The 12,871-nt window shown below is 73.4% G+C and carries 12 protein-coding genes; 3 read left to right on the forward strand and 9 right to left on the reverse strand.

Annotation, left to right across the window (positions count from 1 at the left end):
• Nucleotides 1–66: 66 nt before the first annotated feature.
• Nucleotides 67–387, forward strand: a complete 321-nt coding sequence (locus G3I78_RS01605; RefSeq protein ID WP_164420885.1) for a hypothetical protein — start codon at nt 67–69, stop codon at nt 385–387.
• A gap of 3 nt (nt 388–390) precedes the next feature.
• Here G3I78_RS01605 and G3I78_RS01610 read toward each other — a convergent pair whose 3' ends face one another.
• Both G3I78_RS01610 and G3I78_RS01615 read right to left on the reverse strand, forming a co-directional pair.
• Entirely contained in the window at nt 391–1,785 is a 1,395-nt protein-coding gene (locus G3I78_RS01610) for an FAD-dependent oxidoreductase (protein ID WP_164420886.1), read from the reverse strand.
• Between the two features lie 27 nt (nt 1,786–1,812).
• Complete coding sequence (locus G3I78_RS01615) at nt 1,813–2,802, reverse strand: DUF4349 domain-containing protein (protein WP_164420887.1); 990 nt, start codon at nt 2,800–2,802, stop codon at nt 1,813–1,815.
• Nucleotides 2,803–2,959: 157 nt separating this feature from the next.
• Between G3I78_RS01615 and hemG the strand changes: the two genes are divergently transcribed.
• Both hemG and hemQ read left to right on the forward strand, forming a co-directional pair.
• Entirely contained in the window at nt 2,960–4,399 is a 1,440-nt protein-coding gene (hemG, locus tag G3I78_RS01620; protein WP_164420888.1) for a protoporphyrinogen oxidase, read from the forward strand.
• Nucleotides 4,400–4,404: 5 nt separating this feature from the next.
• Nucleotides 4,405–5,136, forward strand: coding sequence for a hydrogen peroxide-dependent heme synthase (gene hemQ / locus G3I78_RS01625; protein ID WP_164420889.1), 732 nt, complete (start codon nt 4,405–4,407; stop codon nt 5,134–5,136).
• Here hemQ and G3I78_RS01630 read toward each other — a convergent pair whose 3' ends face one another.
• The 7 genes from G3I78_RS01630 to G3I78_RS01660 form a co-directional block, all read right to left on the reverse strand.
• Nucleotides 5,137–6,741, reverse strand: coding sequence for an alpha/beta hydrolase (locus G3I78_RS01630; protein ID WP_164420890.1), 1,605 nt, complete (start codon nt 6,739–6,741; stop codon nt 5,137–5,139).
• 116 nt (nt 6,742–6,857) lie between these two features.
• Complete coding sequence (locus G3I78_RS01635; protein ID WP_164420891.1) at nt 6,858–7,700, reverse strand: TIGR04222 domain-containing membrane protein; 843 nt, start codon at nt 7,698–7,700, stop codon at nt 6,858–6,860.
• Between the two features lie 100 nt (nt 7,701–7,800).
• Nucleotides 7,801–8,595 carry a DUF4142 domain-containing protein gene (locus G3I78_RS01640; protein WP_164420892.1) on the reverse strand — a complete coding sequence of 265 codons (795 nt, stop codon included), beginning with the start codon at nt 8,593–8,595 and terminating at the stop codon, nt 7,801–7,803.
• Nucleotides 8,596–8,723: 128 nt separating this feature from the next.
• Nucleotides 8,724–10,061, reverse strand: coding sequence for a DUF692 domain-containing protein (locus G3I78_RS01645; RefSeq protein ID WP_164420893.1), 1,338 nt, complete (start codon nt 10,059–10,061; stop codon nt 8,724–8,726).
• 150 nt (nt 10,062–10,211) lie between these two features.
• The gene (locus G3I78_RS01650; protein WP_164420894.1) at nt 10,212–10,940 is read right to left on the reverse strand and encodes an aminoacyl-tRNA hydrolase; all 729 of its coding nucleotides are present in this window, start codon (nt 10,938–10,940) and stop codon (nt 10,212–10,214) included.
• 58 nt (nt 10,941–10,998) lie between these two features.
• Nucleotides 10,999–11,820: a polysaccharide deacetylase family protein gene (locus G3I78_RS01655; protein ID WP_164420895.1), complete on the reverse strand. Its 822-nt coding sequence runs from the start codon at nt 11,818–11,820 to the stop codon at nt 10,999–11,001.
• Nucleotides 11,821–11,940: 120 nt separating this feature from the next.
• Nucleotides 11,941–12,810, reverse strand: a complete 870-nt coding sequence (locus G3I78_RS01660) for a polyphosphate kinase 2 family protein (RefSeq protein ID WP_164420896.1) — start codon at nt 12,808–12,810, stop codon at nt 11,941–11,943.
• Nucleotides 12,811–12,871: the final 61 nt, after the last annotated feature.

Below are 12,871 nucleotides of genomic sequence, written 5' to 3' on the forward strand. Positions count from 1 at the left end.
TATGACTCGTCAACCGCCCGCGGCACGGGGAAGGCGGGCCGCGGGGACTTACGTGAGGAACAGGCGATGAACGACCGTATTACTCCTCCGATGCACGCTCTTCCCGACGGCGAGGCCGAGATCTCCCTGGTGCTGCGGCTGCCGTGGGAGGACGTGGCCAGGCTCGGTCAGGAGGCCGGGCGGCTGGCCTCCCAGATGCAGCGGCCGGTGACCCTCGACGAGGCGGTGAGCAACCGGCTCAGGTCCACCCGGCCCGCCGCGCACGCGAAGCCGGCCGGCGAACAGCCCGCCGCGATGCCCACCAGCGCCTCCGTCTCGTCCCTGCCGCCCCGCCCACCGGCCGACCAGGCCCGCCAGGCCATCGAACGCATCAACGGAACCGCGTAGCCGTCAGGAGGCCCGCACCTTCGCGACCGCCTTCCTGGCGGCCACCAGCACCGGGTCCCAGACCGGGCTGAACGGCGGCGCGTAGCCCAGGTCCAGGGACGTCATGCACTCGACCGTCATCCCCGCCGTCAGGGCCACCGCCGCGATGTCCACCCGCTTGCCCGCGCCCTCTCTCCCGACGATCTGCACGCCGAGCAGCCGCCCCGTGCGGCGCTCGGCGAGCATCTTCACCGTCATGGGGGAGGCGCCCGGGTAGTACCCGGCCCGGCTGGTCGACTCGATCGTGACCGACACGAACTGCAGGCCCACGCGCCGGGCGTCCTTCTCGCGCAGCCCGGTGCGCGCGATCTCCAGGTCGCAGACCTTGCTGACCGCGGTGCCGACGACACCCGGGAAGGTCGCGTAGCCGCCACCGACGTTGGTGCCGATGATCTGCCCGTGCTTGTTGGCGTGCGTGCCCAGCGCGATGTGCCGCTCCTGCCCCGAGACCAGGTCCAGGACCTCCACGCAGTCACCGCCCGCCCAGATGTCCTCGTGGCCGCGCACCCGCATCGCGAGGTCGGTCAGCAGACCGCCGTACCGGCCCAGGGGCAGCCCCGCCGCCTTCGCGAGCGTCGTCTCCGGGCGTACGCCGATCCCCAGCACCACCACGTCCGCCGGGTACTCGGCGTCCTTCGTCGCCACCGCCCGCACCCGGCCGTCCTCACCGGTGAGCACCTCGGTGACCTCGGCGTCGTCGACCATGGTGATGCCGAGCCCCGCCATGGCCTCGTGCACCAGCCGCCCCATGTCCGGGTCGAGCGTGGACATGGGCTCGCTGCCCCGGTTGACGACCGTCACCTCGTAGCCGCGGTTGATGAGCGCCTCGGCCATCTCCACCCCGATGTAACCGGCCCCCACGACCACCGCGCGCCGGCCACGCGTGTGTGCCAGCGTGTCGATGAGCGCCTGACCGTCGTCGAGGGTCTGCACCCCGTGCACCCCGGGCGCGTCGACCCCCGGCATGTCCGGGCGGATCGGCCGGGCCCCGGTCGCGATCACGAGTTTGTCGTACGGCGTCCAGGACTCGGCCCCGGATTCGAGGTCACGCGCGCGTACCCGCTGTCCTGCCACGTCGATCTCCAGGACCTCGGTCCGCATGCGCAGATCGATGTCGCGGGCCCGGTGCTCCTCGGGCGTGCGGGCGATCAGCTGCTCCCGCCCGGTGACGTCGCCGCCCACCCAGTACGGGATGCCGCACGCCGAGTACGAGGTGAAGTGGCCCCTCTCGAACGCCACGATCTCCAGCTCGTCGGGGCCCCTCGACCGCCGGGCCTGCGACGCCGCGGACATCCCCGCGGCGTCGCCGCCGATCACGACCAGACGTTCCCTCGTGCCCCGCGTACGGCTCATGTTCATGCGAACACGCTACGAGGGCCGGGCATTTCAGTCCTGTTCGCCCCGCTCCCGCGCGCGTCCCGGGTCCGGGACCGGCCGCGCGGTGGGCAGCGGGCCCAGGGTGGTCGAGACGGGCACGGGCTCGGGCCGCCGCGGCAGCCGGGGCCGGACCAGCCGCAGCCACACCAGCACGAGCAGCGCGATCCCCGCGAGGAACGGCAGCACCGCCGCCAGCGCCACCACGATCCAGCGCAGCACGGTGACGAACGCGTCCCAGCCGCCCGCCAGCGCGTCCAGGACCCCCGGGTCGTCGTCCTCGTCCTTGGTGACCGGCGACTCGGACAGGTTCAGGGTGATGGTCGCCAGCGTCGTGCGGTCCTTCAGGGACGCCTGACGGGCCAGCAGCGACTCCAGATCGGCCTGGCGGCTGCTCAGTTCGCCCTCCAGCGTCACCACGTCGCTCAGCATGGTCGCCTTGTCCATCAGCTCCCTGATCCGCGCCACGCTCGCCCGCTGGGTCGTGATCCGGCTCTCCACGTCGACGACCTGGTCGGTGACGTCCTGCGCGTTCGCGGTGCGCTCCAGGAGCTTGCCCGCGCCCTCCAGACCGGCGAGGACCTCGTCGTACTTCCCGACGGGCACCCGCAGCACGAGCTCCGTCTGCTCCGCGCCCTCCTCGTCGCGGGAGGTGGTCTCCTTGCCGACGAACCCGCCCGCGTCCTCGGTGCTCGTCCGGGCCGCGGCCAGCGCCTTCGGTACGTCCTTGACCCGCACGGTCAGCGAGGCCGTACGGATGATGTGGCCGGCCGTGGGCTGCGGCGCGGCGGAGGCCTGCCTGCCGCCCCCGCCGTCCTCGGTACCGGCCGCGCCCTTCCCGTCGGCCTCGGCGGCGGCCCGGTCGTCCCTGGCGAGGCTGCTCTTGTCGCCGCCCGAGTCGTCCGCCCCGCTGCACCCGGCCAGGGCGAGGCCCGCGGCGAGCAGGAGTCCGGCGAGCGCGTGGACGGGCCGTACGGAGCTTCGTGAACGTGGTGTGCGCATGGGCGTCCCCCCGAGGGTCGTGAACGACTGACGCTCCTTCGACGCCGGGGCGGGCGCGGACGTTGGACTCCGGCGGTCCCGATGCGGTCACGGTCAGGACTCGTGAAGGACACCGGGTCGCCGGTGGACTGTCAGTGGGGTCTGAGAGGCTGGGGCCATGAGCGGATCACAGGTGGTCGTCGTCGGCGCCGGCATCGCGGGACTGGCCGCGGCCCACCGGCTGGCCCGGCGCGGCGCGCGCGTCACCGTGCTGGAGGCGTCGGAGCGGGTGGGCGGCAAGCTGCTGCCCGGCGAGATCGCGGGCGCGCGGGTGGACCTCGGCGCCGAGTCGATGCTCGCCCGCAGACCGGAGGCGGTGGCCCTCGCCCGCGAGGTGGGCCTCGACGAGCGTCTTCAACCCCCGGCCACCGCGACCGCCTCGATCTGGACCCGCGGCGCCCTGCGCCCCATGCCCAAGGGCCATGTCATGGGCGTCCCCGGCACCGCCGACGCCCTGGCCGGAGTCCTGTCCGACGAAGGACTCGCCCGCATCGGCCAGGACGCCGAACTGCCCCGCACCGAGGTCGGCGACGACGTGGCGGTCGGGGAGTACGTGGCGGCGCGCCTCGGCCGCGAGGTCGTCGACCGCCTCATCGAACCCCTCCTGGGAGGCGTGTACGCGGGCGACGCCTACCGCATCTCGATGCGCTCGGCGGTCCCGCAGCTCTTCCAGGTCGCGAAGACCCACACCTCGCTCACCGAGGGCGTCCGCGAGATCCAGGCGAGGATGGCCGCCAACCAGCAGACCGGGCCCGTCTTCATGGGCATCGAGGGCGGCGTGGGCACCCTCCCGCTCGCCGTCGCCGACGCGGTCCGCGCGGCGGGCGGCGAGATCGTCACCGGGTCCCCGGTGACCGAGCTGCGCCGCGAGGCGTCCGGCGGCTGGAAGGTCGTGGCCGGAGACCGGGTCCTGCACGCCGACGCGGTGATCGTCGCCGTCCCCGCCCCGGCCGCCGCCGGGCTCCTGCGCGCCGAGAGCCCGGAGGCCGCCGCCGAGCTCGACACCGTCGAGTACGCCTCGATGGCCCTGGTCACCCTCGCCTACCGCCGCTCCGACACCGCCCTGCCGGCGGGCAGCGGCTTCCTCGTCCCGCCGGTCGACGGCCGCACCATCAAGGCGTCCACCTTCGCCTCCCAGAAGTGGGGCTGGATCGCCGACGAGAACCCGGACACCGTGGTCCTGCGCACCTCCGTCGGCCGTCATGGCGAGACGGAGATCCTGGAGCGCGACGACACCGCCCTGGTCGACGTCTCCCGCCATGACCTGCGCGAGGCCACCGGCCTGGACGCCACCCCGATCGAGACCCGCGTCACCCGCTGGACCGACGGCCTGCCCCAGTACCCGGTCGGCCACCACGCGCGCGTGGCCCGTATCCGGGAGCACCTCGCCAAGGTCCCCGGCCTCGCGGTGTGCGGCGCGCAGTACGACGGCGTCGGCATCCCGGCCTGCATCGCGAGCGCCCACGCCGCGGTGGACCTGATCGAGGGCGACCTGACCGTCGTACCCGAGCTGACCGCCAACCCGGTGCAGAGCACGCGCGGCGGAGCGGGAGAATAGGACCCATGAGCAACGACGCCCCCACCCCCGAGTCCGGCAGGGTCCCGAACAAGGGCAAGCTGGCCAAGGACCTCAACGAGGTCATCCGCTACACGCTCTGGTCCGTCTTCAAGCTGAAGGACGTGCTCCCCGAGGACCGTTCCGGCTACGCCGACGAGGTCCAGGAGCTGTTCGACCAGCTCGCCGCCAAGGACGTCACGATCCGCGGCACCTACGACGTGTCCGGGCTGCGCGCCGACGCCGACCTCATGATCTGGTGGCACGCGGAGACCAGCGACCAGCTCCAGGAGGCGTACAACCTCTTCCGCCGCACCCGGCTGGGCCGCGCGCTGGAGCCGGTCTGGTCGAACATGGCGCTGCACCGCCCCGCCGAGTTCAACCGCTCGCACATCCCGGCGTTCCTGGCGGACGAGCACGCCCGTGACTACGTGAGCGTGTACCCCTTCGTCCGCTCCTACGACTGGTACCTCCTGGCCGACGAGGACCGCCGCCGCATGCTCGCCGACCACGGCAAGATGGCCCGCGGCTACCCGGACGTCCGCGCCAACACGGTCGCGTCCTTCTCGCTGGGCGACTACGAGTGGATCCTCGCCTTCGAGGCCGACGAGCTGTACCGGATCGTCGACCTCATGCGCCACCTGCGCGCGTCGGAGGCGCGGATGCACGTCCGCGAGGAGGTCCCGTTCTACACCGGCCGCCGCAAGGATATCGGCGAGCTCGTGTCGGGCCTCGCCTGATCAGCCGCCGCGCCTGGCGGTCGCCTTCCCGGAGGTGGCCTTCGGCTCCGGATGCGGTGCGCACGCGGCGCGCCGCACCGGAAGCCGCCCCTCCAGCAGGTAGGCGTCGAGGTACCCGTTGACGCAGCGGTTCGGGCCGCCGGCGATCCCGTGCGTCCCCGCGTCCCGCTCGGTCACCAGCACCGACCCGGACAGCCGCCGGTGCAGCTTCAGAGCCCCGTCGTACGGCGTCGCCGCGTCCCGCTCGGCCGCCAGGATCAGCGTCGCCGGCAACTCCCCGGGCCCGGTCCGCACATCGAGCGCCCGCTGCCGCGGCGCGGGCCAGTACGCGCAGGGCAGGTTCATCCACACGTTGTCCCAGGTCTCGAACGGCGCGACCCGGGCCAGCCGGGTGTTGTCCCGGTCCCACACCTTCCAGTCCGTGGGCCAGGAAGCGTCGTTGCACTCGACGGCCGTGTAGACCGCGTGGGAGTTCTCGGCCTCCTTCGCCGCCTCCTGGTGCGGCCCCGCCTGCTGGATCAGCGGCTTCGGGTCGCCCTTCAGATACGCCGACAGCGCCTGGGCGCGGTGCGGCCAGAAGTCGTCGTAGTACCCGGCCGACAGGAACGCCCCCTGGAGCTGCCCGGGCCCGACCTTCCCCCCGGCCGGCTCGGCGGCCAGCCGCGCCGCCGCCTTCTCGTAGCTGCGCTGCACCTGCTCGGCCGTGTCCCCGAGCCCGTACACGTCGTCGTGCCGGGCGACCCACTCCCGGAAGTCCGCCCAGCGCCCCTCGAACGCGGCCGACTGGTCGAGGTTGTTGCGGTACCAGATCTGGTCGGGGTCCGGGTTCACCGCCGAGTCGAACACCATCCGCCGCACGTGCGAGGGGAACAGCGTCGCGTACAGCGCCCCGAAGTAGGTGCCGTACGACGCGCCCATGAACGTCAGCCTCTGCTCGCCCAGCGCGGCCCGCAGGACGTCCAGGTCACGGGCGTTGTTCAGGGAGTTGTAGTGGGGCAGCGCGGCCCCCGCCCGCCTGGCGCACCCGCGCGCGTACGCCTTCGCCTCCGCGACGCGCTCCTTCTTGTACGACTCCGAGGGGTGCGTCGGCGCCTGGGTGGGCGCCTTGAAGAACTGCTTGGGGTCCTTGCAGGACAGCGGCGCGGAACGGCCCACTCCGCGCGGCGCGTACCCGACGAGGTCGTAGGCCGCCGCGAGCCGCTTCCACTCGGGCAGCACGCCGATCAGCGGGAAGTACATGCCGGAGGCGCCGGGACCGCCCGGGTTGTAGACCAGGGCGCCCTGCCGGGGCACCCGGCGCTTGCTGTTGTGCGGGTCCTTCTGGGTGGCCCGGACCCGGCTGACGGTCAGTCTGATCTGCTTGCCGTCGGGGTGCGCGTAGTCCAGCGGGACGGAGACCGTGCCGCACCGGACGTTGCCGGGCAGGTCCTCCGCCTCGGGGCAGGCGCCGAAGCGGATGCCGGCCGTCTCGGCGCGCGCGGCGGCCAGCGCGGTGCCGTGCACCTCCGCGACGCCGGGGGCGGCCGGAGCGCCCCCGGCCGGAGCGGCGGCGAGCGTGGTCAGGAGCAAGGACCCGGCGGCCGTGTAGAGGGCGGGAGCTCTCATCGCGTATCCCTTCGGTGCGCGGCAGCGACAAAAGGGATGTTTCGTTCGAGTGTCGGCGAAGGCAAGCACCGCCCCGCGGGTGTCGGCCCCAATGCCTCCGTACGCCCCCGGCGTGCTCAGTCCCGCCGGTGCGGCCCGCGGTGCTCCTCGCCGTGTCCGTCACGCCGCTCGTCGTGCCGCGCCTCGCGCCACACCTCGTACTGCTGCCCGCGGTGCGCGAAGGCGGCGCGCAGGTCGGGCTCGCCGACCGCGCTGATGCCGCGCACCGCGACGGAGGTGAGATACGTCCGCTCGTCGGTGCCGCCGGTGTGCCGGGTCAGGGCGCCGAGCAGCCGCTGACCAGCCGGTGAGGCCCAGCGCGAGTAGGGGTGGATCTCGACGCGCGCGATGGCGAGGCAGCTCAGGCTGAGGGCGAGCGGCAGCGCGAACCAGAGGGCGACCAGCTGGCGCGGCATCTCCGAAGGGGCGGGCACCAGCAGCGCGGTCGCGCCGAGCGCCAGGACGGCCAGCGCGGCCAGTTGCACCCGGCGCACCGCGGCCGCGATGCCGGTCCGGGCGCCGTCGGGCACGGCGAGACCGGCGTCCACGAGCCGGTCGGCGAGACTGCGCACCGCGTCCGCCGAGGCCGCGTCGGCACGCACCGGCGCGATCCGGGACTGCCCCTCGGGCCCGATGGCCCCGATGACCGTGCGCTCCATCTCGTCCCGCCCCCGCGGATCGACGACGGTGGCCCAGCCGGTGTGGGCCAGCAGCAGTCGTCTCTGCCGGGCCATCGAGACCAGCGTCAGATCGGCGACCCGCCTCGGCCCGCCGGACAGGAACGCGGCCTCGTACAGCGTCAGATCGTGTCCCCGGGCATCCGCGTCCGCGGCCGCCGCGTGTACGGCGGCCAGGCACAGCCGCGTACACGCGGTGCCGGCGGCGGCCCAGGCCAGCAGCAGAAGAAGAACCCAGAACATGCCGCGTTTCTATGCCAAAGGCTCCCGAAGGCGCCATGGGCTGTTCACGATCCGGACGGAGTGTTGTCGGTGTGTGACGTTCCGCTTGTCCGGAAGTGGCCTACGACGCGGCGGGGACCGGGGTCGACGGCGGGCCGGTCGCGGCCGGCGGCAGCGAGAAGGCGGTCGAGTACGGCGACGGAGTGAGCGGCACGACCTGACCCGGGTCGGTCGTCGGACCGGGCGGGGCGGGGGAGTTGACGAGCGGCGGGGCGCTGTCGCCGGCCAGCTCCTGGGCCAGGGCGCCGAAGTCGACGTACCCCGTGGCCTCCAGGATCTTGATGTGGTCCAGCACGGTCGTGTTGGCGTCGTCGGCCAGGGCGCGCACCAGGGAGTTCTGGGTGCTCGCGCGGACCTGGGCGACCACCGAGAACACCCGGCCGTGCGCGAGGCGCAGGATGTTGGCGAACTGGCGGTCGTAGTCGACGCCCTGGGCCTGGTTCAGGGTGGCGAGCCACTGCTTCTGCTGGTCGTTCGGCTCGTTGGGCAGGGCGAGCCCCAGCTTCGCCGCGACGTCGCGCACCCGTGCGTCCAGGAAGGTGTGCCCCTCCACGAGGTGCTGCCCCGCGGTCCGCACCGCCTGGGTCGTGCCCTTCAGCTCCGCCTGTTGGCCCGCGGGCAGTTCCCACAGCCCGGCCAGCCGCACCTTGGTGACGAAGTCCCGGTCCAGCGCGGAGAGCGGGCCGTACGGCGTCGTCACGGTCCCCGCCTTGAGCACGCTGAAGCCGGTGCCGGAACGGTCGGCGTACGACCACATCGGGATGAGCAACGCCACGAGGGTTGCCGCCAGTCCGGCGATGATGATGCCGGTGCCGGTGAAGACGCCTCGTCCCTTGACGGGCGGTCGCGATCGCATGGTGCCTCCTGTTGCGGCACCGCACGCTAGGGGGTCTCAGGTGCGGGACTGACATATTACTGCCGGGTCCGCGCGACCGTCCCCGGCGCCCGCCGGGCGGGGACCGGCCGCGCCCGCACCCCAACTGCTCAGCCCCGCAACGACATCCTCCGCGCGACCCGGGCCAGCCGGACCCCCGGCTTCCGCGACCGCGGCGCCGGACCCGACCGCTCCAGCCACCACTCCCGCAGCTCCCGCAGCGTCGCCGGGTCCGCCGACTGGTCGCTCAGCAGCAGGCGTTCGGCGAAGTCCAGCGCGTCCCGCCGGTACCCGCCCGTCATCGGACACCCGTGGGCGTACGCCAGGAAGGCCGGCCGGTAGCCCGCCCCGAGGATCACCGGCAGCTCCGGCGCGACCTTGGCCACGACGTCCGCCCGCTTGCCCGCGAGCGCCCGCGCCTGCACGCCCATCCGCGCCCGGTCGAACCCCTCCGGCACGGGTGTCCCGGCGACCAGCGCGGACAGCAGGGCGGTCTCGGCGAGGGCGAGGCGCTGCCGGGCGGGGCCGGTCGCCCCGGAGTCGCCCGGGTCGGAGCCCGCGTTCGGGCCAGGCGAGCCGATGTTCGGCCTTGTGCCGCTCTCCGGCTTCCCGCCGACCCCCGCGCCCCCCTTCGCCACCGCCTCCCGGACGGCCCCCAACTCCCGCTCCAGCTCGGCCGGTTCCGGAAAGTTCTCGTCGCGCTCCAGCAGCACCCCAGGAGGCGTGACCCGAGACGCGAGGTCGGTGAGGATGTCGAGGACCGGGCGCGGGACCGGGTGGGCGTGGCTGTCGTGCCACACACCGTCCCGCTCGAACCCGCCCGCGACATGGACGTACGCGAGGGCCTCCAGCGGAAGCTCGGCGAGCGCGGCGGCCGGGTCCTCACCCCGGTTGACGTGGTTGGTGTGCAGGTTGGCCACGTCGATCAGCAGCCGTACGCCGGTCCGGTCGGCGAGGTCGTACAGGAACTGCCCCTCGGTCATCTCCTCGCCGGGCCAGGAGATCAGCGCGGCGATGTTCTCCACGGCGAGCGGCACCGGCAGCGCGTCCTGCGCGATACGGACGTTCTCGCACAGCACGGCGAGGGCGTCCCGGGTGCGCGGGACGGGCAGCAGATGTCCGGCCTCCAGGCCCGGGGAGGCGGTGAGCGGGCCGCCCGCCCTCACGAACGCGATGTGCTCGGTGACCAGCGGCGCCCCCAGCACCCGCGCCCGCTCGGCCAGCGCCGTCAGCCGCCCGGCGTCGGGCCGGTCCGCGCCGCCCAGGCCCAGTGAGACACCGTGCGGCACCACGGTCACTCCGCGCTCGCGCAGCCGCCGCAGCGACTCGGGGAGATGCCCCGGGCAGACGTTCTCGGCCACGGCCTCGACCCAGTCGATGCCCGGCATGTTCTCCACGGCGTCCGCGATCTCCGGCCGCCATCCGATGCCCGTTCCCAGTCGCTCCATGCCCCGTCCCCTCCTCGGCCTCTCCCGCGTCGACGCCGGTCACCACCTGCTCGGTGTGACGGAGGTATGGCCCCCGGGACCGGTCCCGAACCGTGCCGGGGAGACGTTCAGAGCAACATTTGAGGTTCGGGTCCGGGGCGCCGGCTCAGCTCAGGCGCGGGGCCGGCGCAGTGCCGGATGGTCCGCCACGACCGTGCTGGAACCGGGTGCGATCTCCGTGAAACCGGCGTCGCGGACCAACGGCAGCCCGCTGGTGGTGAGTTCGCTCCAGCGGCCGGGCTCCGCGGTCCGCACCGCGAGCGGGAACCCGGCGTCACGCCAGGCGCCGCGCTCCTCGTCCGACAGCTCCCACCAGGCCAGCTGGGCGCCGTGACCGGCCTGGGCCATCGCCTTGCCCGCCGACATGCCGAGGTCCGGGTTGAGCCACAGCACCGGTGCCGCCGGGTCCGCCCCGACCGGCGGCTCGGGGTCGTCGAGATCCGTGCCGGACACCTGGAGCTTGGCCAGTTCCTTGGGCCACCCGTCGAGCGGCACCGGCGGGAACACCCGCACCTCCGCCGACTTCCCCGTCACGGTGATCCCGTCCAGCGCCTCGGCCCGCCGCCACTCGGCTCCCCGGGCCCGCCGCACCACCTTGCGGATCCGGGCGTCCTGCCAGTCCCGCACGGCCTCGGCCCACTCCCCGTCCCCGGTCGACCGCGCGTCGGCGAGCATCACGAGCACGGCCCGGGCGGCGGTCTCCAGGGCATCGGTACGAGCGGGCGGCGCGGCCTTCTCGATCCGCACGACCAGCGGCAGCACGAACTGCGGTGCCTCGTCGCGGGGAGTGGGCTCGGTACGAAAGGGACTGTCACCGGAGGACGAAGAATCATGGCTCACGTCGACCCAGCCTAGAGGCGCGGTGAAACCACGACGGACCGGAGCCGCCCTTACGGTCTCAAGCCCCGATCAGCTCGGACACCTTCACGAACCGGAACCCCTCCCGCCGCAGCACCGGCACCACCTCCCGCACCACCCGCTCCGTCGTCGGCGCGGCACTGCGCGTGCAGTGCATGACCACCACCGACCCCGGCCGCACCCCCTCCAGTACCTGCCGGGCCACCGCCTCCGCGTCCGTCGCGAACGCGTCCCCGCTCACCACGTCCCACTGGACCGCCGTCACCCCGGCCGGCGTCAGCTCCTTCAGCGCCCGCCGGTCGTAGCACCCGCCGGGAAACCGGAAGTACGGCATCGCGTCCCGCACCCCCGCCGCCCGGAACGCCGCGTACGCCCGCTCCACATCCGCCCGCATCCGGTCGCGGGACACCGTCGGCAGGCCGTAGCAGTCGTCGGTGAAGGCGTAGTGGCTGTACGAGTGGTTGGCGACCTCGAACAGCGGATCCCGTCCGATGGACCGCGCCTGCCCCGGATACTCCTCGGCCCACCGCCCGGTCATGAACACCGTGGCCGGCACCTTCAGCTCCCGCAGCGCCGAGATCAGCTCGGGATTGTCGAAGTGCTCCCCGCCCGCCGCCCGCGCCCCCTGATCCGCGGTCATGTCGGCGTCGAAGGTGAACGCCACCGTCTTGCCGTGAGCGCGGGAGCCGTTCTTGAAGACGGGGGTCACGCCACCGGGGCCGGGGGCCAGCGTGGGCGGCGCGACACTCGCGGAGGGGGCCGGGCGGGCCACCCGGGGCGGGGTCTCGGGGGTGGCGGCGCAGGCCGTGAGGGCGGCACCGAGGACACAGGCGGCGGCGACTCGTCGTACCAGAGTGATCACCGTACGAAAGTAGGATGAACCGCCTCATTCACCCGTCATCCCGGCCGTGGCGTCACCCGCTCAGATGTCCCGCCGCTCCAACGGCCGTGTCGCGTGTCGAAGCGGGAGCCGTGGCAGGGCTCACTGTTCCAGCAGCCGCCTGCGGGCCTCCGCCACGTCGAAGTCCGCCTCCGGATACCGCGGGTCCAGCTCCGCCAGGTGCTCCAGGAGCAGCCGGCTGACCGCCCAGTTGCGGTACCACTTGTGGTCGGCGGGGACCAGGTACCAGGGGGCGTGCGGGGTCGAGCAGCGCTCCAGGGCGATCTCGTACGCCTGCTGGTAGGCGGGCCACAGGGCACGCTCGTCGATGTCCGAGACGTTGAACTTCCAGTGCTTGTCCGGGCGGTCCAGGCGCTTGAGCAGCCGGTCGCGCTGGGCGTCGTACGAGAGGTGCAGGAAGCACTTGACCACGGTGACGCCGTCGTCGGCGAGGGACTTCTCGAAGGCGTTGATCTCGTCGTAGCGGCGCTCGATCTCGGCGGGCGGGGCAAGCGCGCGGACGCGGGCGATGAGGACGTCCTCGTAGTGCGACCGGTCGAAGATGCCCAGCTCACCGGCTTCCGGCAGGACCTTCCTGACACGCCAGAGGAAGGGGTGCTCCAGTTCCTCGGGGGTGGGGGCCTTGAAGGCGTGGATACGGCAGCCGGACGGGTTGAACAGGCCGATGACGTGCTTGACCGTGCCGCCCTTGCCGCTGGTGTCCATGCCCTGGAGCACCAGCAGGACCCGGCGCCGGTCACCCGCGGTGCTCGCCGCCCACAGACGTTCCTGGAGGTCGGCGAGCGGGGTGCCCAGAGCGGCCGTCGCGGTTTCACCGGCCCGTTTGCCGCCCGGACCGGCCGGGGTCTCCCGGGCGTCGTACGCGGCCAGGTCCACCGGCTTGCCGCCCGGCACGCGCAGCAGCTCGCGCAGGTCGGTCCCGGCGCGGGACTTCGAGCCCTTCTCGGCCATGGGGCACCCCTTCAGGTCCGGGTCCGGTCCCTCGATCCTGCGCCGGGGGACCGGAGCACGC

It is taken from the genome of Streptomyces sp. SID13726 (genome assembly GCF_010548375.1).
Classification (GTDB): Bacteria; Actinomycetota; Actinomycetes; order Streptomycetales; family Streptomycetaceae; genus Streptomyces.